Below are 23,861 nucleotides of genomic sequence, written 5' to 3' on the forward strand. Positions count from 1 at the left end.
GATCAGGCGTAGAGAACCTCGATCATCTCAAACCGGCACGGACACCTGTCGTCGTATCAGCCGCTACACCGCACTACTACCTGCGGATTCGGGTCAGAGCTCGACCAGCACCTTCCCCCGGCTGCCCGAACGGTCCACGTACAGGCCCCGGTAGGCCGCCGGGATGCTGTCGAAGCCGTGGTGCACGGTCTGCCGGTACGTCACCGCCCCGCTGCGGACGAGGGCGCCGAGGTCCCGGCGCAGCGCGGCCCAGTTCTCCTCGGTGAACCACTCCATCGAGAAGATGCCGCGGATCGTGGTGCGCGGGAACATGATCATCGGCAGCAGCCGCGGCCCCGTCCAGTCCCCGCCGACCTGGCTCCCCCACTGCCAGCAGACGGCCACCCGGCTGTCCACCGCGAGCATGCCGAAGACCACGTCGGTCAGCGTTCCGCCGAGGCTGTCGAAGTAGCGGTCGATGCCCTCCGGCGCGAGGTCGGCCAGCTCCTTCTCCAACCGGTCCGGCCCGTCGCCGTCGTGGTAGACCAGCACCCCGTCGAAGCCCAGCTGCCGCAGCCACTCGACCTTCTCCGGCGTCGCCGTGGTGCCGATCACCCGTGCGCCCCGGTGCTTGGCCAGCTGCCCGACCAGTGAGCCGACCGCCCCGGAGGCCCCGCTGACCAGCACCGTCGACCCGGGGCGCACGTCGAGGAACTTCTCGACCGTCCCCCAGGCCGTCATCCCGGGCCCGCCCAGGAGGCCGAGCGCGGTGGACAGCGGCAGGGCCTCGTCGTAGTCGGCCGGGTCCAGCCGGCGGAACGCCGGGAAGACCATCGGGAAGGTCCCGGTCTGCCAGAGCCTGGGCTCTCCGTCGCTGACCAGGTGGGTGCGCCAGCCGCCGAAGCCCTGCACCAGGTCGCCGACCGCGAAGCGCGCGGCCGGCCCGGCCTCCAGCACCTCCATGATCGAGTCCGCGCCCATGTGGTCGCCGAGCGGGGTGTCCAGCGCGATGCCCTGGAGGTACGGGTCGACCGAGACGTACCGGGTGCGCAGCAGCATCTCGTCCGCGGCGAGCCGGACGTCCACCTCCTCCACGACCTTCCGGTACACCTGCTCGACGTCCGGCACGCCGTCCTCGTGCTCCTGGACGACCCACTTCTCGATTCTCACGAGGTGACTCCAAACTGCCGGTCGGCGGGGCCGACCGGTTCGATGAGAAGGGTAGGCAGCGGTGCGCTGTCGTCCACTTCGGCGGTGAAGGCCTTGCCGTCGTCCCGGCAGATGAACTGGACGACGTGCCGCCCGGCGGCCGCGGCCCGGATCAGCCCGCCGGTGGTCGCCCAGACTCCCGAGAGGTAGAAGTTCGCCAGTCCGGGCAGCCCCGGGCCGTTGCGTTTGATCTCCTCCTCCAGGGTCTCGCCGCTCTCCACGAACGGCTGCCAGCCCAGCACCGTGCCGTCGTAGTTGCCGGTGTAGCGGACCTGGGTGAGCGGGGTGGAGACGTCCTTGACGGCCACCGCCTCCCGCAGGCCGGGGTGGTGGCCGTCCAGGAACTCGACGATGGTGTCACGCACCCGGCGCTTCGCCCGCTGGTACTCCCGCCCCCGGCCGACCGGCAGGGTGTGCAGCTCCTCGCCGCGCCGCACCCGGGGCTCCTGTTCCGGCCCGGTGCTCAGCTCCCGCCAGGGCGCGATGTCGCAGAAGTAGCTGGCGTACACCACGGTGGTGTCGGCGGGCGACAGCTCCGGGTAGTGGCGGCTGCGGAACTGGACGTTGATGCTCGGGTGCCGGATGCCGGTGAGCCGCTCGGCGACCTCGTCCTCCAGCAGGTAGGTGGTGCACGGGTCCCCGGCCGGGAAGGGCCGGCGCAGGCCGAGGAAGACGGTCACGTAGCCGGGGAAGACCATGCCCGGCTCGGTGATGGTCTGGGTGTACAGCCGGCGGTAGGTGTCGCTCAGGTAGCGGCCCTTGAGCAGGTCCATCATGGTGGTCCGGCCGTCGCAGGCGGCCACCACGATGTCCGCCCGCACCTCCTGGCCGTCGCTCAGCCGCACCCCGACCGCGCGGTCGCCCTCGATCAGGACCTCGCTCACCTTGGTGTTGTAGCTGATCTCGCCGCCCAGCCGCCGGTAGCGCTGCTCGATCGAGTTGGCCAGCCCCAGCGAGCCGCCCTCCGGCACCCCGGCGGACTGCCCGGCGTGGCAGGCGAGCTGGAAGTAGTTGGGCAGCACCGGGAAGTTGGGGTGCTTCTCGTACAGGATGAAGTTGAACGCCTCACGCAGCAGCGGGCTCCTGAACCGCGCCGAGTAGTCGCTCATCAGCACGGTGATCGAACGCCGGATCACGTTGAAGTACGGCAGGAAGGAGGCGAGCATCCGCATCCGCTCCCACCGGCCCATCAGCCCGACCGGCTTGAGGAAGGGGTAACGGGCCAGCGCCAGGCGGAACTTGCGCAGACCGGCGCAGAACTGCCGGATCTGCCGGGCGTCCTGCGGCGCCAGCTCCAGCAGGTGGGCCTCCAGCCGGTCCGGGTCGGAGTAGAAGTACACCGCACGGCCGTCCCTGGTGCGCACCACGTTGAAGACGTCGAAGTTGCGCATCCGCTTGCCCTGCAGCGCGCCGAGTTCGAGCCAGATCTGGTGCATCTCGTTGCCGGGCCCGCTGCCCAGCAGCCAGCTGATGCAGCAGTCGAAGGTGAACTCGCCGCGGTCCCAGCCGGTGCAGCAGCCGCCGGGGATCTCGTGCATCTCCAGGATCCGGGTGCGGTAGCCGTTCATTCGGGCGAAGCACCCGGTGGACAGTCCACCGAGCCCTCCGCCGATGATGACCATGCTCTGCCGGCCGCTGGTGGTCGTCGCGCTCACTCCGGCACTCCTACGGTGGCCCGGTCGAGTTGCGGCAGGCGGCCCCACTTGCCCGCGTGCCAGGGGTCCCGGTTGTCGCTGGGCCAGGCCCGGAAGGGCAGCCCGAGCTCCCGGCACAGGTACTGTGCGGCGAACCGCCCGCTGGTGGCGGCCCGGATCAGCCCGCCGAGCGCGGTCCACTGGCCCGCCATGGAGAAGCCGCTCAGCCCGGGCAGCCGCATCCGGTCCCGGTTGACCAGGCGGTTGGCGGCGTCCTCGGCCTCGGAGAAGGCCTGCCAGGCGAGGATGCTGCCGTAGGTGTTGCCGGTGAACCGCTCGGTGGTCACCGGCGAGGCGACGTCGACGAGTTCGATCCGCCGACCGAGCCCAGGGTAGGTCCGGTCCAGGAACTCCCGGACGAACGCGGCGACTTCCTGTTTGCGGGCCCGGTAGGCGCGGCGGTCGACGGTCCGCAGGTCCTTCCAGGAGCGGTAGTCGCTGAAGTAGGTGCAGTGCAGCACCGACTTGCCCGCGGGCGCGAAGCCCTCCGCGTAGGAGGAGCGCAGCTGCACGACCAGGCTGCGCTGGAGCGAGCCGGGCAGCCGCTCGCCGTCCTCGGGCGTCAGCAGGTAGGTGGTGCTGTGCGGCTCGCCCTCGGGCAGCGGTCCGTCGATGCCGACGAAGGCGGAGACCACGGCCGGGTACAGGTTGCCCGGCTTGTCCAGCAGTTCGCCGTACAGCTTCTCGGTGGCGGGGCTGGAGTAGCGGCCCTCCAGCAGCCGGTCGAGCACGGTCGGGCCGTCGCAGGCGGCGACCACGTGGTCGGCGTAGTGGCGCGAGCCGTCCTTGAGTTCCACGCCGATCGCGCGGCCGTCCTCGATCAGGACGCGCTCGACCCGGCAGCGGTAGCCGATCACCCCGCCGAGCGAGGTGTAGCGCTCCTCCACCGAGCGGGCCAGCCCGAGCGAACCGCCCTCGGGGAAGCCCGCGTTGCCGTTGTGGGCGGCCGCCAGCGTGTACAGGTACGGCAGCAGCGGGAAGCCCTCGGGCTCCTGGAGGAACATGTTGGGGAAGGCCCGGCGCAGCAGCGGGTCCTGGAAGCGCTCGGCGAAGCCGCTCATCGGGGTGGTCGCGGTGCGCCAGAACAGCCGGAACGCGGGCAGCACGGTGCGCAGGGTGCGCAGCCGTTCGGCCGTGGTGCGCAGCGGCGGCGGGGTGAGGTCCCAGGGCAGGTCGATCGCGGCGTAGCGGCGCAGGTCCTTGCAGAAGGCCCTGATCGGCTTGGCGTCGCCGGGCGCGACGGCCAGCAGGTGGGCTTCCAGCCGGTCCGGGTCGCCGTAGAAGGTGACGGCCCGGCCGTCCTCGTCGACGACCCGGTTGAAGGTGTCGAAGCGGGTCACCGACTTGCCGTCCAGGGCGCCGAGTTCGCTCCAGACCTGGTGCGCCCCGGTGCCCTCGGCGGTGCCGATCAGCCAGTCGATGCAGTAGTCGAACAGGTAGCCGTGCCGGGACCACGCGGTGCAGCAGCCGCCGGGCAGCACGTGCTTCTCGAAGATCCTGGTCTCCAGGCCGCTCATCTGCGCGTAGCAGCCGGTGGCGAGGCCGGCCAGGCCGGCCCCGATCACGATCACCCGGGGCGGACCGGCGGCGGCCCGCTCCCTGGTGGACCAGTCCGGTCCGCGGTCAGCCGCGGACATCGGCGGTGCCTCCGGCCAGGATGGCGTCCAGCAGTTCGGCGTTGCGGGCGGCGAAGTCGCCGTCGAGCATTTCGGCGTGGGCGCCGTGTCCGACGTACACCGCGGTGCCCGTGCCGGAGGCGCCGTGCCAGGAGCCCGGCTCGCCGCCCACGTGCACGGACAGCCGCTCGCGTTCGCAGATCACGTCCAACTGGGCTGTCACGGTGCCGGTGTTGGGCGTTCGACTGCTGAACTCCAGGTAGTCCCTGGCCTGTTCGAGGGTCTCCTGGGCGACGATCCGCGAGCCGGTGTGACGGTGCAGGTGCTCGTGGAGTTCGCGTTCGAAGACGGCCAGGTGCTCCTCGCCGAGGTCGAAGGCCTCGGTGACCCGGTAGGCGTCCACCAGCAGCACCGAGGCCACCGTGCGTCCGCGCCGTTCCAGCTCCTTGGCGACCTCGAAGGCGAGGTTGCCGCCGAGCGAGTAGCCGAGCAGGACGTACGGGCCGGGGGCGTGCAGTTCCTCGACCAGGTCCGCGTAGCGGGCGGTCTTGTCGTCGCCGGTCAGGTAGTTGAAGGAGGCGATCCGGTGCTCCGGCAGGTGGGCGGCGAGCTGGCGGTAGACCAGCCCGTGGCCGCCGGCCGGCGGGAAGCAGAACACCGTGCGGTCCGCGGCCGCCCCGGCGTTGAACCAGAGGTAGGGCTCGCCGCCGGCCACTTCGCCGGTGATGATCTGCTCGACGGTACGGGCCATGCCGTGCAGGGTGGTGACCTTGAACAGCTGGCCGACCGGGATGCTGATGTTGAACTCGCTCTGCAGGTGGTGGATCAGCTCGATCAGCCGGATCGAGCTGCCACCGAGTTCGAAGAAGTCGTGCTGGAGGCCGACTTCGTCCAGGCCGAGCAGGTTCCGCCAGTGCTCCGCGACCTTCGTCTCGTAGAGCGTGACGGGCGGTTCGTGCTGGGCGCCCGCCGTGTCGGCCTTCGGCTCGGGCAGGGCCGCGAGGTCCACCTTGCCGTTCGGGGTGAGCGGCAGGGCGGGCAGTTCGGTGAGGTAGGAGGGGATCATCACGGTGGGCAGGTGCTCGGCCAGGTGGCGGCCCAGTTCGCGGCGGTCCAGCACGGTGCCCTCGGCGGGCACCACGTAGGCGGCGAGGACGGCCTCGCCGCGGGCGTCCTGGCGGACCGCCACGCAGGCCTGGGCGAGTTCGGGGCGGGCGGTGAGGTGGGCCTCGATCTCGCCCAGCTCGATCCGGTGGCCGCGGACCTTGACCTGGTTGTCGATCCGGCCGAGCAGGTGCACGGTGCCGGCCGCGTCCCAGTGGCCGAGGTCGCCGGTGCGGTAGAGCCGCAGCGGTGTGCCGTCGAGCTCCAGGGTGACGAAGCGGCGGGCGGTCTGCTCCGGGTCGTTGGGGTAGCCGGCCGCGACACCCGCGCCGCCGATCCACAGTTCGCCGGGCACGCCCACCGGGACGGGCTCGCCGTACGGGTCCAGGACGTACACCGCGCTGTTCGGGAAGGGCCGGCCGATCGGCACCATCCGGCCGGGTTCCAGCCGGTCGGTCGCGCCCTCGTAGTAGGTGCTGTCGACGCTGGCCTCGGTCAGCCCGTAGGAGTTGACCAGTCGGGTCCGCGGCCCGCACAGGGCGCGCACCCGCTGGTGCTCGGCGGCCTTCCAGGAGTCGGAGCCGACGACCAGCAGCCGCAGGAAGTCCAGCGTCAGGCCCTCCCGCTCGCAGTGGGCCAGCAGTGCGCGGGCCACGGCGGGCACGAACTCGCCGCCCTGCACGGCCTCCTCGCGCATCACCCGGTACAGCCGGGCGGTGTCGAAGAGCAGCTCGCGGTCGACCAGGACGAGGGTGCCGCCGGTGCTGAGCGCCCGGGCGAGGTCGCCGGAGAAGACGTCGAAGGCGGTGCCGGCCATCTGGAGGTGCACCCGGACCTCGGTGTCCAGCCGGTACTCGGCGCGCCAGCCGGCGGTGACGGCGGCCAGGTTGCGGTGGTCGACCCGGACCCCCTTGGGGCGGCCGGTGGAGCCCGAGGTGTGGATCAGGTAGGCGGCCCGGGCCGGGTCGGCCGCGGGAAGCGGTACGGCGCCGCCGGTCACGGGCCGGTCCAGCTCCTCCAGGGTGACGATCCGGGCGGGGAGTTCGGCCGCCGGCGGGCGCCGGTGGTCGACCACCACCAGGGCCGCCCCGGCGTCCTCCACCTGGTACGCGAGCCGGTCGGCCGGGTGGCCGGGGTCGAGCGGCAGGTAGGCGGCGCCGGCCCGCCAGATCGCCAGCAGGGTGCTGATCAGCTCGGGCGTCTTGTCCAGGCAGACCGCGACCACGGAGCCCTCGCCGACGCCGAGTTCGCGCAGCCGGACGGCGGTGCGCTGGGACTGGCGGTCCAGTTCGGCGTAGGTCAGTCGGCGCACGCCGTCCCGGCCGGGCGCGACCACCGCGACGGCCTCCGGCCGCTCGGCGGCGGCCTTGGCGATCAGCTCCGGCACCGGGGTGTCGTGCTCGATCCGCCGCTCGGCGCCGCTGAAGCCGCTGAGGATCTCGCGGCGTTCGGCCCCGTCCAGCATCCGCAGCCGCCCGACCGGCTCGCCCTCGGCGGCGCGGGTCATGGCGTCCAGCAGGTTGCGGTAGTGCGCGGCCAGTCGCTGGACGGTGGCGGGCTCGAAGAGGTCGGAGTTGTACTTGAAGACGCAGTGGAAGCAGCCGTCGGCGCGGTCCTCGTAGGCGGACAGCGTGAGGTCGAACTGCCCTTCCTCCTCGGGGAGTTCGATGTACTCCAGGCGGTAGCCGAAGCGCTCCACGGCGACCTTGTGGGTGAGCAGGATGAACATCGCCTGGAACACCGCGGAGCGGCTCGGGTCGTGCTGCAGCCCCAGCTGCTCGACCAGCAGCGGGAAGGGGTACTCCTGGTTGTCGAGCCCGCCGAGCACGCTCTCGCGCACCCGGGCCAGCAGTTCGGCCACGGTCGGCTCGCCAGCCAGGCTGACGTGCAGCGGCAGCGGGTTGACGAAGTAGCCGTAGACGGAGGCGAACTCCTCCTGGGTGCGGCCGGTGACCGGGCTGCCGACCACGATGTCCGGCTGGCCGGACCAGCGGTGCAGCAGCAGGTAGTAGGCGCCGATCAGCACCATGAACGGGGTGGCGCCGTTGGCGCGGGCCAACTCGTGGACGCGGGCTGTGAGTTCGGCGTCCAGCCGGAAGAACTCGGAGGCGCCGTTGTGGGTCTGCACCGCCGGGCGCGGTTTGTCGGTGGGCAGGGCCAGCACCGGCATCTCGGCCGGCAGGTGGCCGCGCCAGTAGTCGAGCATCCGCCGGGCCTCGGGCCCGGCCAGGAAGCGGTTCTGGCGGTTGAGGAAGTCCAGGTAGCGGGCTGGCACCGGGCGCAGTTCCGGGGTGCGCCCCTGCCGCAGCGCCTCGTAGACCTCGAAGAGCTCCTCGATGAAGGTGAAGGTGGAGATCGCGTCCGAGACGATGTGGTGGACGGCCTTCATCAGCACCCAGCGGTCCGGCCCGCGCCGGAACAGCCGCAGCCGTACCAGCGGGTCCTCGGCGAGGTCGTACGGCCGCCGGTACTCGTGGACGATCAGGTCGTGGATCTCCTCCCACGGCCGGCCCTCGACGTCGAACAGCCCGGTGTCGGCCTCCGCCTCCTCCCGGATCCGCTGGACCGGGCGGCCTTCCTCGGCGGTGAAGGCCGCGCGCAGTTCGGGGTGCCGGGCCACGAGGTGGCGGAAGGCCGCGAACATCAGCTCCGGGTCGAGCTCCGCGCGGACCTCCACGGCGCCGCCGATGTTGTACGCGAAGCCGTCCGGGTGCAGCAGGCGCAGGAACCAGAGCGCCTGCTGGTTGTGGGTGAGCGGGAAGCGGGACTCGTCGGTGTACAGCTCCACCTCGGCCTCGGTCGGGCCGGCGTCGGCGAGCCGCTCCGCGAGGCCCTCGGTGAGCAGGTCGACCAGGTCGCCGACGGTGCCGTTGCTGAGCAGGGCCACCACCGGCAGGGCGACGCCGAGTTCGCCGTGCACCCGGGCGCGCAGCTCCATGGCGAGCAGCGAGTCCAGGCCGTGCGCGCCGAGCCTGGTCTCCGTGTCGATCCGTTCGGCGCCGATCCGCAGCACGGCCGCCGCGGCGGCGGTGAGGCGCTCGACGACCAGTTCCCGGCGGGCCTGCGGGCCGGCCGCGCGGTAGGCGTCCAGGAAGCCGCCGGTCTCGGCCGGGGCCTGCTCGGCGGCGCTCGCCGCGAGGTCGGCGACCAGCGGCGGCGGGGCCGGGTACCAGGCGAGGAAGGTCGGCCAGTCGACCACGGTGGCGACCAGCAGCTGGGCGCGGTCCTGGCCGAGGACGCGTTCCAGGACGGCCGTTCCGGCGTCCGGCGGCAGCGAGCTCATGCCGCGGGCGTCGCGGTAGTGGGCGACCAGGCCCAGCTCCTCGATCATGCCGGTGGCCCACGGGCCCCAGTCCAGGCTGAGCCCGGGCAGCCCCTGGGCCCGGCGGTGGTGGGCCAGGGCGTCCAGGAAGGCGTTGCCGGCCGCGTAGTTGGTCTGCCCGGCGGTGGTGAGCAGCGAGGCGACGGAGGCGAACAGCACGAAGTGGTCGAGCGGTTCCTCGCGCAGCAGCCGGTGCAGCAGGTGGCCGCCGATCACCTTGGGGGCGTAGCCGGCGTCGAAGGACGGGCGGTCCATCTGGGCCAGCAGGGTGTCCTTGACCTGCCCGGCGAGGTGGAACACGCCGCGGATCGGCGGGCGTTGACGCTGCCGGTAGTCGGCGAGCCAGTCGGTGAGGGCGGCCTCGTCGGTGACGTCGACCGGGGCGAGCAGCGGCTCGGCGCCGAGCGCCTGGAGTTCGCGCAGGAAGGCGATCCGCTCGCCGGCGGGGGTGTCCGGGTCGGTGTACGCCCACGCGGAGCGCTCGGGCAGGGTGGTGCGGCCGACCAGGATCAGCCGTCGGGCGCCGCGCCGGACGAGGGTGCGGCAGAGCAGCCGGCCGAGGGCGCCGAAGGCCCCGGTGACCAGGTAGCTGCCGTCGGGGCGCAGGACCGGCGGCAGCGGGCGGGTGAGGCCCTCGGCCTGCCGCAGCCGGCTGGTGAGCCGGCCGCCGGCCCGCAGGGCGATCTCCTGTTCGTCCCGGGCGGCGAGTTCGGCGAGGAGCGCCTCGGCCTGGTCGGCGGCGTCGACGGCCGGGTCGAGATCGACCAGGGTGCCGCGCTGGGCGACCAGCTCCTGCTGCCAGAGCACCCGGCCGATGCCCCACGCGGGGGCGCCGAGCGGTTCGACCCGGTCGCCGGGGGCGGCGGGCTGGGTGCCCCGGGTGACGATGTGCAGCCGGCCGTCCGGGCGGGCGTCGGGCAGGGCCTGGGCGAGCGTGATCAGCGAGTAGGCGCCGAGGGTCGCGAGCGGGCCGAGGCGGTCGGCGGTGGCGGCGGCCAGGGCGGGCTGGTCGAGGTTCCAGAGGTGGACGACGGTGCCGAAACCTGGGTCGAGGTCGGCGAACAGCCGCCGGACGTCCTCCGCGGAGTCCGGCCGGACGGTCGAGGCGTCCTCGCCGTGCCGGTACCGCGCGCCGGGCCGGACCAGGTGGCAGCGGGTGCCGCGCGCGGCGGCCAGGGCGGCCAGCCGCTCGGCGAGGCCGTTCCCGTCGGCGAACAGCACCAGGTCGCCCGGGGTCTCCTCGGTGGCAGCCGCGGGGGCGTCGATCCAGTCGACCTCGGTGAGCCAGCCGTCGATGGTGGCCAGGCCGACGGAGGCCGGGGCCTGGGCGACGTCGGCGACCTTGAACCCGGTGACGGTGCCGACCGGGGTGCCGTCCTCGGTGTAGAGCGCGAGGTCGCCGACGAGCTCCTCGCCGCTGTCCCGGGTGACGGTGGCGTGCACCCACAGCGGGCGGTCGCCGATCGCGTCGAGCCGGACCTCCTCGATCGAGACGGGCAGCCGGACGCTGCCGCCCTCGGGCGTCTCCAGCCGGGTGGCGAGCAGGGTCTGGAAGCAGCCGTCCAGCAGCACCGGGTGGAGGTGGTGGTCGGCCGCGTCGGGGCCGAGCCGCCCGGTGGGCCGCAGGAGGGCCAGTGCCTCGCCGGGGCCGGCCCACACCTCGGTGATGGTCCGGAAGGCGGGCCCGTAGTCGTAGCCGCGGTCGGCGAGCTGCCGGTAGCAGTCCGGGCCGTCGAGGTGCCGCCCGCGGGCGCGCAGGGCGTCCGGGTCCAGGGCGGGCCCGTACGCGCGGCGCTGGCCGGTGCGGACCCGCCCGCAGGCGTGCACGCCCGGCTCGCCGCCGGCCGGGGTGGAGGCGACGGTGAAGCGGGCGTCCTCGGGCGCGTAGCCGAACTGGACGGTGACGGGCTCGGTCTCGGAGAGGAACAGCGCCCGGTTGAGCTCGACCTCGGCCAGTGTCACCTCGGTGCCGCCGGTCAGGGTGCGGACGGCCTGGGCGGCCATTTCCAGGTATCCGGCGGCCGGGAATACCACCTGGCCCTCGATCCGGTGGTCGGCCAGGTAGGGCAGCCGCTCGGGGTCGAGGGCGACGGTCCAGCCGGGCTGGGCGCTCGCGGTGCGGCGGCCGAGCAGCGGGTGGTCCAGCTGCCCGAGCCGGACCTGCTCGACCGGCTTGGGCTCCACCCAGTACCGGTCGCGCCGCCACGGGTAGCCGGGCAGCGGCACCGGGCGGCCGGCCGGGTGCAGCGCGGCCCAGCTCAACTCGACGCCGAGGGTGTGCAGTTCGGCGAGGCTACGGGCGAAGCGCTCGGGTTCGTCCTGCTGCCGGCGGATCGAGGGAAGGCTGTGGGACTGCTCCGCGCACTCCCGGATCGCGTGCCCGAGCACCGGGTGCGGCCCCAGCTCCAGGAACAGCCCGTGCCCGTCCTCGGCCATCCGCTCGACGGCGGCCCGGAAGCGCACCGGGTTGCGGACGTTCTGCCACCAGTACTCGCCGTCGAGCTCGGGCCCGCGGGCGAGCCCCTCGCGGGCCGTCAGGTAGAGCGGCAGCCGCGCCTCCTGCGGCTTGATGGCCGTGAGCGAGGCCACCAGCTCGTCCCGGATCGGGTCCATCCGCACGCTGTGGTAGGGCACTTCGACGTCCAGCAGGCGGGCGAAGACGCCCTCCTCCCGCAGCCCCTCGGCCAGTTCGGCCAGCGCCTCGGCGTCCCCGGCCAGGGTCACCGCGGAGGGGCTGTTGACCGCGCCGAGCGAGATCTGGGAGCGGTACGGGCGGATCCGGCGCTCCGCCTCGGCCTCGGGCAGGCCGACGGCGAGCATGGTGCCGGTGCCGGCCAGGCGCTGCTGGAGCCGGCTGCGGGCCAGCACCACCCGCACGGCGTCGGCCAGGTCGTACACCCCGGCCTCGTGGAAGGCGGCGACCTCGCCGGTGCTGTGTCCGACGACCGCGTCCGGGCGCAGGCCGTGGCTCCGCCAGAGCGCCGAAAGACCCACTTGGACGGCGAAGTTGGCGGGCTGGGCCAGCCAGGTCTCGGCCATCCGGGAGTCCGCCTCGTCCCGGCCCAGCTCGGTCAGCAGCGACCAGCCGGCCTGGGCGCGGATCTCCCGGTCGACGGCCTGCACGGCCTCGCGGTAGACCGGCTCGTGCTCGTACAGCCCCCGGCCCATCCCCCACCACTGGGGGCCCATGCCGGTGAACACCCAGGCCAGCCGGCGCTGCCGGCGCTCCCGGGCGCGGCCCTGGACCACCCGCGGATGCTCCTCGCCGCGCCCGTATGCGGCCAGCGCCTCGTCCAGGTCCTCCCGGGTGGAGTAGACCACCGCGAGCCGCTCGGGCAGGTGCTGGCGGCGGTGCGCCAGGGTGTGGCCGAGGTCGGCCGGCGCCGTGCCGTCGGCGAGCTCCTGCCGTACGGCAGCGGCGAGTTCGGGCAGTCCGGCGGCGTCCTTGGTGCTCAGCGGCAGCACCGTGCGGGCCGGGCCGGCCACCGGCACGGCGGGCCCGGGCCGCGGCGGCTCCTCCAGCAGGACGTGGGCGTTGGTGCCGCCGAAGCCGAAGGAGTTGACGCCGGCCCGGGCCGGGCCGGTGTGCTCGGGCCACTCCACCGGGGCGGTCGGGATCTCGAACGGCAGGGCGTCCAGGTCGATGCCGGGGTTGGGCCGTTCCAGGTTGAGGTGCGGCGGGATGCGGCGGTGCTTGATCGCGAGCGCCGTCTTGATCAGCCCGGCGACGCCGGCCGCTGCCTCGGTGTGCCCGATGTTGGTCTTGACCGAGCCGACGTAGCAGCGGTCCCCGGCGCGGCGGCCGATGCCGAGCACCCGGCCGAGGGCCGCCGCCTCGATCGGGTCGCCGACCGGGGTGGAGGTGCCGTGCGCCTCGACGTACTGGAGGCTGCCCGGCAGCACCCCGGCCTCCTCGCAGACCCGCTCGATCAGGGTGACCTGGGCGTCCGCGCTGGGCACGGTGATGCCGTTGGTGCGGCCGTCCTGGTTGACGCCGGTGCCGAGGATGACGGCGTGCACCGGGTCCCCGTCGCGCAGCGCGTCGGAGAGCCGCTTGAGCACGACCACGCCGACGCCCTCGGCCCGGACATAGCCGTCGGCGGAGGCGTCGAAGGCGCGCGAGCGGCCGTCCGCGGAGAGGAAGCCGCCCTTCGTCTCGGCGATCGTGTACTGCGGCGCCATGTGCAGCAACGCCCCGCCGGCCAGCGCGAGTTCGGTCTCACCTCGGAGCAGGCTCTGGCAGGCGAGGTGCACCGCGACCAGGGAGGAGCTGCACGCGGTGTCGATCGAGACGCTGGGCCCGCGGAAGTCGAAGCAGTGCGAGATCCGGTTGGACACCATCGTCATCATGGTGCCGGTGGCGGTGTGCGCCGCGATGGTGGCGAAGTCGAGGTCGGCGAACTGGAGGATCTTCCAGTCGAGGGTGAAGGCGCCCATGTAGACGCCGACCTCCCGGCCGGCCAGCTCGTCGGGGCGCAGGCCGCCGTCCTCCAGGGCCTCCCAGCTGACCTCCAGGAGCTTGCGCTGCTGCGGGTCCATGTGTTCGGCCTCGCGCGGGCTGATCCCGAAGAAGTCCGGGTCGAAGGTGTCGAAGCCGTCGATGTAGCCGCCCCGGCCGCCGATCAGCCGCCCCGGCTTGGCCCGGTCCCTGCTGCCCAGGGTGCCGGTGTCGTAGCGGTCGGCGGGAGTCTCGGTGAGGCAGTCCCGGCCCTCGATCAGGTTGAGCCAGTAGGAGCGGTGGTCGTTGGCGTGTCCCGGCAGGCGGCAGCCGATACCGGTGATCGCGATGCGTTCGCGGGGCACGGCGAAGGGCGAGGAGGTCATGATCCAATCCGGGGGTGACGGCGTGACGCCGGGGACACGGGCAAGTGGGAACGGCCTCTCCGGCCTGGTTCAGACGGACTGTTCGGTGGTCTTCGGCCGGCGCCACGGGTGCAGCAGGGTGGCGCCGAGTTCGCCGGTGGCGGGGAACGCGGCCGGGTCGGTGAGGCCGACGGCCTTCGGCACTCGGCCCGGCCGCCAGGTGAAGCTCCCGAACACGTGATCCCAGAGCGAGAGGTCGGAGGCGTAGTGGCCGGCTTCGGCGAGGTCGGTGCTGTGGTGCAGGCGGTGGAGTTCCGGCCCGGCCAGGATGTGGCCGAGCGGGCCGATTCGGACTTCGATGTTGGCGTGGACGAAATACCCCTGAGCCAGGACGAATATTCCGACCACGAACACTGAATCCGGAGAGAATCCGATCAGCGCCAGCGACAGTTGGACGACGGACTGCGCGACGAACACGTCCAGGAAATGGTTGACGCCGTTGTTCGCGACGTTGACCTTGTCCGGGACGTGGTGCACCCCGTGCAGCCGCCAGAGCCACCGGTTGCGGTGGGACCAGCGGTGCACGAGGTAGTCGCCGAGCGAGCCGACCAGCAGCGCGAGTGGGATCTCCACCGCGAAGGGCAGCGCCGGGTGGGCCGGGCCGAGCGTCTCCACCAGCGTCGCCACCAGCCCCTGGGCCAGCCCTCCGCCGACCATGCTCAGCACGAAGTAGACGCCGTACCAGCCGAGTTCACGTCGGCTGGGGTGCCAGTCCGTCCGGTACGGGATCACCCGTTCCAGGAGCGCGAGGTAGCCGAGGACGGCGACCAGGAAGAGCGGGGAGACCCGGTCCGGCGCCCAGTGGAAGTGCAGGGTTGCGACGGCAGTGCACAGCACACCCAGGAGCAGCAGCGGATGGGCGAGCCGGCGGGCAATGGCTGACAGCACGCGCCCCCCGTTCTTCGCGGACTAACGACTGGAAACGTCAGAGACTCTAGCGGCAGACGCGCGCCGTGACAGTCATTCGACGTGTTAACTCCATGAATGACCCGATCGGCGGACTATACGCGCACGAAGTTGACGTCTGGACGGCGCAAAGGGGGCGCATTTTCGAAAAGTAGCGGGACTTGACGGTGCGCGGTGGCGGCTCTGCAGGCCAGTGAGCGCCGATGTGCGCCCCTTCTGCGCCGCCCCGCGCCGCTCTCGATCCGGCCAAACCCGGCGGCCCTCGCCACGAGCGCCGGGACAGCGGGCCGGGTCGGGGGCCGAGCGGACCGGAGGCGAACCGGGTCAGGAGCGGGCCGGCTCCGCCAATCGGCGTGCGGCACGGGGCGCGTGCGCCGCGAGACGGTCCCGCAGACCGCGCAACTCGTACTCGACCAGCGCGGGCAGCGCGGTCGCGCCGGTCGCCTCCAGGGCGGGGCCGAGCAGTTCCACGGCCGTCGCCGGATCGTGCGCGCAGACGTGGCAGTCGGCCGCCCGGACGACGAAGAGCAGTCGGCTGGAGGGCAGTTGGTCCGGGCCGAGCAGACCGAGGGCGATCTCGGTGGCGTCCAGCGCCCGGCGGGCCAGCCGGGGGTCGTCGGTGGCGACGGCGAGGTCGCGCAGCGCGGCCGCCGCGGCGGACTCCACCCGCATCCGCATCGAGGCGATGGAGAGCCAGGGCACGTCGAGCTCGTCCTGCGCGCCGATGTGGTCCAGGTGCGCCCGCGCCAGGCCGATCTGCCGGACGGTCGCCCGCACGTCACCGGTGAGCGCGTGCGCCCGGGCCCGGCTGACCCGCCCCATCGCCCCGGCCCAGTGCCGGTCCGGGGCCACCCGTTCGATCTCGCGGGCGTAGCCGAGGGCGGCGAGCGGGTCGCCGTCCAGCCGGGCCAGGATGCTCATGTCGCTCAGGGTGCCGACCTGGGTGGCCTGGTCCCCGGCCAGCCCGGCCCAGGTGAGGGCCCGGTCGTAGCAGGCCATCGCGGTGGCGTTGCGGCCGTTCTGCATCCGCAGCGCACCGGCCGCGTGGGCGTGCTCGGCGGCCAGTCGGACCAGCGGACCGCGCTGTGCGGCGGGGGCGGCGGCGAGCCGGGCGAGCACGGCGTGCAGGGTGCGTTCGACGGCGGCGGCGAGGCCGGGCCGGTCGCCGGTCTCGCCCGAGCGCAGGTGGGCGGCGAGCAGCCCGGTCAGGGCGTGCACGGTGAGGCCGTCCAGCGGCCGGGCGGCGGCCGGGTCGGCGAGCACCGAAGCGGCGCAGAACTCGGCGTGCAGGGCCGCGAGTTCGCCGGGCTCGGGGACCACGCAGCCCTCGGCGCCGTGCAGCGGGCAGAGCAGGCCGTAGTCCGGCAGTCGCAGCGGGGCGGGGGCCGGGAGTGCGACGGGCGGGCCGACCGGTGCCCCGCCCGGCAGCGGGGGCCGGAGCAGGGCGGGCGAGAAGGCCTCCAGATCGCACAGTTCGGCGCTCTCGGCGCGTTGGCAGGCGGCGCTCAACTCGCCGGCGGCACCGAGGAGGTCGTCGATCCGGTCGGCGACCCTGGGGGTGACCCGGCGGGCCCCGTGCTCGATCTTGCTGACCGCCGTGTGGTCGTAGCCGATGCCGGCGCCGAGCTGCGCCTGGGTGAGGCCGGCCCGCCGCCGCCAGTGCCGCAACCGGGCGCCGAACTCCCGCCAGGCGTCCTGCCCCCGGTCGTCCGGCGACACCGCCGACGCGGGGGCCACCCGGTTCCGCTGCACGGCTTCCTCCCCGGGCGCATCGTCCCCCGGCCGGTCGCGGGGCCTGTCGACGATTCCAGTGGTTCCGACGACTCCGATGACGAGGACGGTACTCGATCGCCACCCGTCCCGTACATGACGTGGTCTCAACCACTTGAGGAAAACCCCAGCTTGACGCAAAGCCGGGGCGGCGGGCTTGACGGAATTTGCCAACCCGTTGCCCGGAGCGCACCGGGCATTGACCCGAGCATGACGCCGTGTGAGGGTTCGGGCACCCGAGCGCGGACGGCCCGCCCCGGCCGTCCCCCAGTAGCGGCCCGGCGGTGCGCCACCAGCCATGCCCGTCCGCGGTCGAGGACCCCCACATGCGAGGAGCCTCGATGCAACGCAGAGTTTCCGCAGGCCGGTTGCTGACCACGGCGACCACCCTGACCGTACTGGCCGGCATGATCGCCGCCACCGCGGGGCCGGCCACCGCCGCACCCGCCCCCTCTCCCGCGCCGCCGAGCGCGCTGGCCGCCGCCGTCAACGCGGCCGACGCCGCGGCCGCGGCGGGACTGGACGCCCTGGCCAAGGGCCCCGACGAGACGTACGAGCGCAAGGCCGTCACCCCGTGGGTCGGCGGTCTGTACTCGGTGGCGTACGAACGCAGTTACCGCGGCCTGCCGGTGGTCGGCGGCGACGCGGTGGTGCTGGCCGACGGGCAGGGCAAGGTCCGCGCCCTGCAGTCCGCCGCCCCCGGCCCGGTCGGCGGCTCGACCACGCCGCAGGTGAGCGCGGAGCAGGCGGAACGGACCGCCCGCACCAAGCTGGCGACGGTGGACTCGGTGGACTCCCGCCGACTGGTCGTCCGGGTGAAGGACGGCAGCAGCCGGCTCGCCTGGGAGACCGTCCTCAAGGGCCGCACCGCCTCGGCGCCCAGCACCCTGCACGTCTTCGTCGACGCGGCGACCGGCGAGGTGGTCGACAGCTACGACGACGTGCGCGCCGGCACCATCAACAGCGAGTGGAACGGCCCCTCCCCCGTCACCATCAGCACCACCGGCTCGGGCAGCTCCTACTCGCTGCGCGACCCCAACCGCCCCGGGCTGTCCTGTTCCGACTACAGCACCGGACAGGTGTTCTCCAAGTCGAGCGACTCCTGGGGCACCGGCAGCGCCACCAGCAAGGAGACCGGCTGCGCGGACTCGATGTTCGCGGCCCAGAAGGAATGGGACATGCTCCGCGACTGGCTCGGTCGCAACGGGCACAACGGCAACGGCGGCAGCTGGCCGGTCAAGGTCGGCCTCAGCGACGTCAACGCCTACTGGGACGGCTCCACGATATCCATCGGCCACAGCCAGGCCAACAAGTGGATCGCCGCCATCGACGTGGTCGGCCACGAGTTCGGCCACGGCATCGACCAGTACACGCCCGGCGGCGCCAACAACGAGTCCGGGCTGGGCGAGGCCACCGGCGACATCATGGGCGCGCTGACCGAGGCGTACGCCAACGAGCCCGCCCCGTACGACTCCCCGGACTACACCGTCGGCGAGATGATCAACCTGGTCGGCAACGGGCCGATCCGCAACATGTACAACCCGTCGCTGGTCAGCAACAACCCCAACTGCTACTCGGCGTCGATCCCGCAGACCGAGGAGCACGCCGCGGCCGGGCCGCTGAACCACTGGTTCTACCTGCTCGCCGAGGGCTCCAACCCCGGCGGCGGCAAGCCCACCAGCCCGACCTGCAACAACTCCTCCGTCACCGGCATCGGCATCAAGGACGCCGGCCGGGTCTTCTACGGCGGCATGCTGCTCAAGACCAGCGGCATGACCTACAAGCGGTACCGCACCGCCACCCTGACCGCGGCCAAGAGCCTCGACCCGACCTGCACCTTCTTCAACCGGGCGAAGGCCGCCTGGGACGCCGTCAGCGTTCCCGCCCAGAGCGGTGACCCGACCTGCGCGCCGTCCGGCAACAACGACTTCTCGCTGTCGCTCGGCCCGACGTCCGGCTCCGTCCAGCCCGGCGCGACCACCACCTCCACGGTGAGCACCGCCGTCACCTCGGGCACCGCGTCGACCGTCGCCCTGACCGCCTCCGGCCTGCCGTCCGGCGTCACCGCGACCTTCAACCCCTCATCGGTGCAGGCCGGTTCGTCCTCCACCCTGAGCCTGTCCGCCTCCGCGGCGGCCGTGGCCGGGACGTACCAGATCACCGTCACCGGCACCGCCGGCAGCACCGCCCACACCGCCCAGTACAGCCTCACCGTCGGCGGCGGCGGCAACCCCGGCGGGCCCGCGCCCGACATCGACGTCGCCAAGGTGCAGGCCCACCTGACCCAGCTGAACAGCATCGCCAACCAGAACGGCGGGAACCGCCGGGCGGGCAGCGCCGGGCACAGCCAGTCGCTGGCGTACATCAAGGGCAAGCTGCAGGCGGCCGGCTACAGCGTCACCGAGCAGACCTGCACCTCCTGCTCCTACCAGTCCAACAACCTGATCGCCGACTGGCCCGGCGGCCCGGCCGACCAGGTCACCATGTTCGGCGCCCACCTGGACAGCGTCTCGGCCGGCCCCGGCATCAACGACAACGGCTCCGGCTCGGCCGTCCTGCTGGAGAACGCGCTCGTGCTCGCCCAGCAGAACCCCAGCCTGACCCGGCACGTCCGGTTCGCCTGGTGGACCGGCGAGGAGCAGGGCATGCAGGGCTCGCAGTCCTACGTCGGCCAGCTGGGCTCCGCCCAGCGCTCCGCGATCAAGGCGTACTACAACTTCGACATGGTCGGCTCGCCCAACGCCGGCTACTTCATCAACAACCTCAACTCCGCCGCCGCCGCGCCGATGAAGGCCTACTGGGACTCGCTGAACCTCAAGCCGGAGGAGAACGTCGAGGGCCAGGGCCGCTCGGACGACTACTCCTTCCAGCAGGCCGGCATCCCGACCTCGGGCTACGCGGCCGGCGCCGACGCCACCAAGACCTCGGCGCAGGCGGCCAAGTGGGGCGGCACGGCGGGCCGTTCCTACGACTCCTGCTACCACTCCTCCTGCGACACCACCAGCAACGTCGACGCGACGGTGCTGAACCGCAACGCGGACGGCGTGGCGTACACCCTGTGGAAGACCTCGGTCGGCGGCACCGCGCCCGCGGACGACTTCTCCCTCTCGGTGAACCCGACCACCGCCACCGTCAAGCCCGGTGAGAGCGCCACCGCGACGGTCGCCACCACGACCACCTCCGGCTCGGCCCAGACGGTCAACCTGACCGCCTCGGGCGCCCCGGCCGGCGTGACGGTCTCCTTCAGCCCGTCCTCGGTGCAGTCCGGCGGCTCGGCGACGCTCACCGTCGCCACCTCCGCCTCGACCGCGGCCGGCACCTACACCATCACCCTGACCGGGACCGGCACGGCCACCCACGGCACCAGCTTCTCCCTGGTGGTGGGCAACGGCCCGACCAACCCCGGCGGCACCTGGGCGCCCGGCACCACCTACCAGGCGGGCGACGTCGTGACCTACAACGGGGTCAGCTACCGCTGCCTCCAGGCCCACACCGCCCAGGTCGGCTGGGAGCCGCCGATCGTCCCGGCGCTCTGGCAGCAGGTGTGACCGGGCCGCGCTGACGACCCCGGGGCACGCCGAAGCCCACTGAAGCCGCTGCGCCGCGGTCCGTCGAGGGGGACGGACCGCGGCGCAGCCGTGTGCGGGGCGGGCGCTCAGCCGGCGTGGAAGGCCACCCGGACACCGGAGTCGATCGGGAGGACCAGCACGTTGCCGGTGGCCCAGATCCACCGCCGCGGGATCAGGAACATCCGGTTGTCGGACTGCGCCAGCAGCCGCAGGCCTTCGTAGCGGTACCGGAAGTGCGTCCCGGCGCCCTCCTCCGGCAGCGGCGTCTCCCGCACCCCGGGCCAGTCCAGCGCGAGCCGCTGCGCGGTGTCGAGCATGACGGCCGGTCGCACCTGGAGGTTGTGGGAGAGCTGTTCGGCGTCGGCCCGCCCCTTCTGCTGGGCGTAGTTGCCGACCGCCCAGTACGCGCACAGCGCGAGGATCGCCACCGTGACGCCCAGCGCCACCCGCTCCCCCGGCACGGGGAACGCCGCGCCGGTTCCCCGCGCGTACAGCAGCCGCGCCAGGAGGGCGAGCAGCAGCGCACCGCCGATCAGCAGCGGGGTGCCCAGCGGGCCGGCGTCGATGACCTCGAACCCCGCCGCCAGGCCGAGCACCAGCAGGGCGACCACCGGCAGGACGGCGGCGACGCACAGCCGGCGCAGCGCCCGGGAAGCGCCCGCACCCCTGCGGGCGGAGCCGGCCACGAGGGGGAACGCCAGGGCGGCCACCAGTGCCCCGCTGAGCGCGATCCCGGCGGGCAGGTACAGCGCCGGGGAGCTGCGCAGGAGCAGTTCCTGGGTGGAGAAGCCGATCGTCGCGGCGTCGAGGCCGAAGTAGCCGTAGAGCGCGTCGGTGTAGGCGTAGCCGAAGAAGAAGAGCAGCGCGGTGACGAAGGTGGTCGGGGCGATCCAGCCCGCGAGGGTGGTGATCCATCCGCTCCACGGGCTCGCGGCGGGCGGTTCCTCGGCGTCGGACGGCCGCTCGCCCGCGGTGTCGGTCCCGTCCTCCCGGGCAGGGCTCAGGGGGTGCTCCCGCTCTCGGTGCCGGTCTCCCCGACGCTCTGGTGCGGGGTCGGGACGCCGGGGCTCGTCTCGCCGGTGCCCGGCGCGGTCCCGTCGGCGGCGGACGCGCTCGGGCTGGGGGACGTGGTACCGGTGACCCCTCCCACGGCCTTGAGCTGCCGGCTCTCCCCACCGATGGTCACCGTGTAGCAGATCGGCCGGGGCTTCGCGCTCGACGTCGGAAGGGCGAACACCAGCGGCTCGCTGCCGGCGGCGGAGACGGTCGTCGTGGCCTGGCTCGGGGTGGCGGCCACGGCGTCGACCGCGCAGTCGGTGACGTGGCTGACGACGGCCTGGACCGGGGTGGGCGAGGAGCTCTTCAGCGTGACGACGGCCCTGGTGCCCCAGCCCCGCCCGGCGGCGGACACCTCGCCGGCCTGCTGGAAGCTCGCCTCGGTCTCCCGGGTCTCCGTCCGCTGGTCCTCGGGCTGCGGGCCGGTGGTCCGGCCGCTGCCGTTCTGGCCGCTGCCGTCGGAGCCGCCGCCACAGGACGCGAGGGCTGGTACGAGCAGGGCGGCTCCCAGCCACCGGGCCGCTCGGCCGGTCGGGCCGCCTCCGAAGTGCCGGGTCCCGGGCATGCGTTCTCCCATCCGCACAGCGATCGGAGCCGGTCGGCCCCGCCGCACGGTACCCGGGCCGTTCCCGGGCGGCGGGCCGCCGCGCAGCCCGGGCCCCGGCCCGCCGCCCGGTCGGCGCAACCCGGGCCGAGCCTGCCCTGGCATAGAGTCGGATCCGGCACGGACGCCCCGTCAGCAGACCGGAAGGAAGCACCCCGTGAGCACGGAAACCCGCCCGGTACCGGAGCTGGCCGCCGAGGCCGTCGAGCAGTGGCGGGCCGAGGAGGCGCAGCTCGTCGACCTGCTGGCCCGCACCCAGCGCGGCGTCGGCGGCGTCGCCGCCTTCCGGCTCGGCCCGACGCCGACCGTGCTGGTCACCGACCCGGCCGCGGTGCAGCACGTCCTGGGCCACCACCCGGACCGGTACGTCAAGCGCTCGCACCGCGCCCGGATGCTGGTCGGGGACGGCGTGCTGTCCGCCGCCGGGGAGCCCTGGAAGCGTCAACGGCGGCTGCTGCAGTCCCAGTTCACCGGAACCGGAATGCGCCGCTACGAGCGGCGGATCGCCGCGGCGGCGCACCGCACCGCCGAGCGCTGGGAGGGCTACCGGCGTACCGGGGAGGTCTTCGACGTCGCCGAGGAGATGCGCGGCTTCGCCCTGGACACCGTCTGGCGGGCGCTCACCGGGCTGCCGCTGGACGATCACACGGACAACGAACTCCGCTCGGTGGAACGGGTGGTGGCGGCGATGCCGACGCTGCCGACCAACGCGGCGGACGCCCGGGACGCCGTCGCCGGGGACCTCGCCCGGATCGACGCGGTGGCGCGCGCCGCGATCGACGCGGCGCGCTCGGCCGGCCCGACCGAGGAGCCCGGCGTGCTCCGGGTGCTGATCGAGGCGGGCGCACAGGACCCGGCGTACACCGACCGGTTGATCCGCGACGAGCTGGTCACCCTGCTCGTCGCCGGGCACGAGACCACGGCCACCACGCTCACCTGGCTCTTCCTGCTGCTCGACCGCGACCCCGGGACCCGGTCCGCCGATCCGCAGGCGCTGGTGAGCGAGACGCTGCGGCTCTACCCCTCCGCCTGGCTGCTCCCCCGGCACGCCGTCGAGGACGACGTCCTCGCCGGGCACCGCATCGCCGCCGGGACGGACGTGCTGGTCTGCCCGTTCCTCACCCACCGCGACCCCGCGCTGTGGCCCGACCCGGAGCGCTTCGACCCCGCCCGCTTCGCCCCCGGCGCGGACCGCCCCGGGCAGCTCGGCGCCTACTTCCCGTTCGGCCTCGGCGCCCGCGCCTGCCTGGGCACCCGGTTCGCGCTGCGCGAGTCCACGGCGCTGCTGGAACTCCTGCTGCCGATGGGGCCGTTGACGTTCCTCTCCCGGCCGACGGGGGCGGCGTACAGCATCACCGTACGGCCGGACGGGCCGACGCCGGCGGTGCTGGGCCGGGGCGCCGGCGCGTAGGGCACCGGGCGGTCCTGACACTCCGGGCGAAACTCGGCGGCTCCGGCTGTCACACATCCGCGCCGCGATCCGTCGGACCGGTGACCGCACGGTTCACCCGCGAGAAGAGGAACGCCACGATGAACACCCGACCGATCACCGCCGAGGTCCCGCCGCGCCCGCGCATGGCCCAGGACCCGGTGGAGCTCGTGCCCGAGATCGCCGAGGTCTCGGCCGCGCTGTTCCGGGCCACCGGCAACCGGTCCGTGCCCCGCACCACCATCGGCCTGGTCCAGCTGCGGGCCGGCCAGATCGCCGGCAGCACCTACCTGACCGTCCTGCACACCGGCCTGCTCCGCAAGGCCGGGGCCTCGGAGGAGCAGATCGCCTCGGTGGCGGGCTGGCCGGACTCCCCGTACTTCACCGCCCCCGAGCGCGCCGCGCTCGCCCTGGTCGAGGCCGTCCTCCAGCCCGCCCCGCACGGTGAACGGGTGCCGGACGCGCTGTACGCCGAGGTCGCCGGGCACTACGACGACAAGGCGCTGACCACGCTGATGCTCGCCATCGGCCAGGTCGGCTTCTTCACCCCCATCGCCCTGATCGCCAAGCCCGTCCCCGGCCGTTCCTTCACCGACCCCTGGGTCTGACGGCGCCTGCAACCTTCCGGGCGCGCGCCGCATCAGTGGGGTGGGCCGGTCGGACGGTCGACCGCCCACCCCTCTCCGCATAGGCTGATCCGCGCCCGAACGGACCGTCGTCCGGCCATCGGGCCGGCGGGC

At 73.5% G+C, this 23,861-nt stretch carries 11 protein-coding genes; 3 read left to right on the forward strand and 8 right to left on the reverse strand.

Features of this window, described 5'->3' with window-relative positions:
* Nucleotides 1-93: 93 nt before the first annotated feature.
* From AB0E96_RS10415 to AB0E96_RS10440, 6 genes are all read right to left on the reverse strand, one after another.
* Entirely contained in the window at nt 94-1,149 is a 1,056-nt protein-coding gene (locus AB0E96_RS10415; RefSeq protein ID WP_359821011.1) for an NADP-dependent oxidoreductase, read from the reverse strand.
* Nucleotides 1,146-2,810: an NAD(P)/FAD-dependent oxidoreductase gene (locus tag AB0E96_RS10420; RefSeq protein ID WP_359821051.1), complete on the reverse strand. Its 1,665-nt coding sequence runs from the start codon at nt 2,808-2,810 to the stop codon at nt 1,146-1,148. Before AB0E96_RS10420 ends, AB0E96_RS10415 begins: the two co-directional genes overlap by 4 nt.
* Before the next feature lie 29 nt (nt 2,811-2,839).
* Nucleotides 2,840-4,519, reverse strand: a complete 1,680-nt coding sequence (locus AB0E96_RS10425; RefSeq protein ID WP_359821013.1) for an NAD(P)/FAD-dependent oxidoreductase — start codon at nt 4,517-4,519, stop codon at nt 2,840-2,842.
* Nucleotides 4,506-13,748: an amino acid adenylation domain-containing protein gene (locus AB0E96_RS10430; protein WP_359821015.1), complete on the reverse strand. Its 9,243-nt coding sequence runs from the start codon at nt 13,746-13,748 to the stop codon at nt 4,506-4,508. The genes AB0E96_RS10425 and AB0E96_RS10430 overlap by 14 nt, the downstream gene beginning before the upstream one ends.
* 69 nt (nt 13,749-13,817) lie before the next feature.
* The gene (locus AB0E96_RS10435) at nt 13,818-14,663 is read right to left on the reverse strand and encodes a sterol desaturase family protein (protein ID WP_359821053.1); all 846 of its coding nucleotides are present in this window, start codon (nt 14,661-14,663) and stop codon (nt 13,818-13,820) included.
* Nucleotides 14,664-15,017: 354 nt separating this feature from the next.
* Entirely contained in the window at nt 15,018-16,445 is a 1,428-nt protein-coding gene (locus AB0E96_RS10440; protein ID WP_359821017.1) for a helix-turn-helix transcriptional regulator, read from the reverse strand.
* 425 nt (nt 16,446-16,870) lie between these two features.
* Here AB0E96_RS10440 and AB0E96_RS10445 point away from each other — a divergent pair, with 425 nt between their 5' ends.
* The gene (locus AB0E96_RS10445) at nt 16,871-20,011 is read left to right on the forward strand and encodes a M28 family peptidase (RefSeq protein ID WP_359821055.1); all 3,141 of its coding nucleotides are present in this window, start codon (nt 16,871-16,873) and stop codon (nt 20,009-20,011) included.
* A 107-nt stretch (nt 20,012-20,118) separates the two neighbouring features.
* Here the strand turns inward: AB0E96_RS10445 and AB0E96_RS10450 are convergent, their stop codons facing one another.
* Together AB0E96_RS10450 and AB0E96_RS10455 are read right to left on the reverse strand one after the other, a co-directional pair.
* Entirely contained in the window at nt 20,119-20,742 is a 624-nt protein-coding gene (locus AB0E96_RS10450; protein ID WP_359821020.1) for a hypothetical protein, read from the reverse strand.
* A gap of 290 nt (nt 20,743-21,032) precedes the next feature.
* Nucleotides 21,033-21,653, reverse strand: a complete 621-nt coding sequence (locus AB0E96_RS10455) for a hypothetical protein (protein WP_359821022.1) — start codon at nt 21,651-21,653, stop codon at nt 21,033-21,035.
* Between the two features lie 196 nt (nt 21,654-21,849).
* Here AB0E96_RS10455 and AB0E96_RS10460 point away from each other — a divergent pair, with 196 nt between their 5' ends.
* A complete protein-coding gene (locus AB0E96_RS10460) occupies nt 21,850-23,103 on the forward strand; it encodes a cytochrome P450 (RefSeq protein ID WP_359821024.1) in 1,254 nt (417 codons plus the stop codon).
* 119 nt (nt 23,104-23,222) lie between these two features.
* Complete coding sequence (locus tag AB0E96_RS10465; RefSeq protein ID WP_359821026.1) at nt 23,223-23,729, forward strand: carboxymuconolactone decarboxylase family protein; 507 nt, start codon at nt 23,223-23,225, stop codon at nt 23,727-23,729.
* Nucleotides 23,730-23,861: the final 132 nt, after the last annotated feature.

It is taken from the genome of Kitasatospora sp. NPDC036755 (assembly GCF_040636595.1).
GTDB lineage: Bacteria > Actinomycetota > Actinomycetes > Streptomycetales > Streptomycetaceae > Kitasatospora.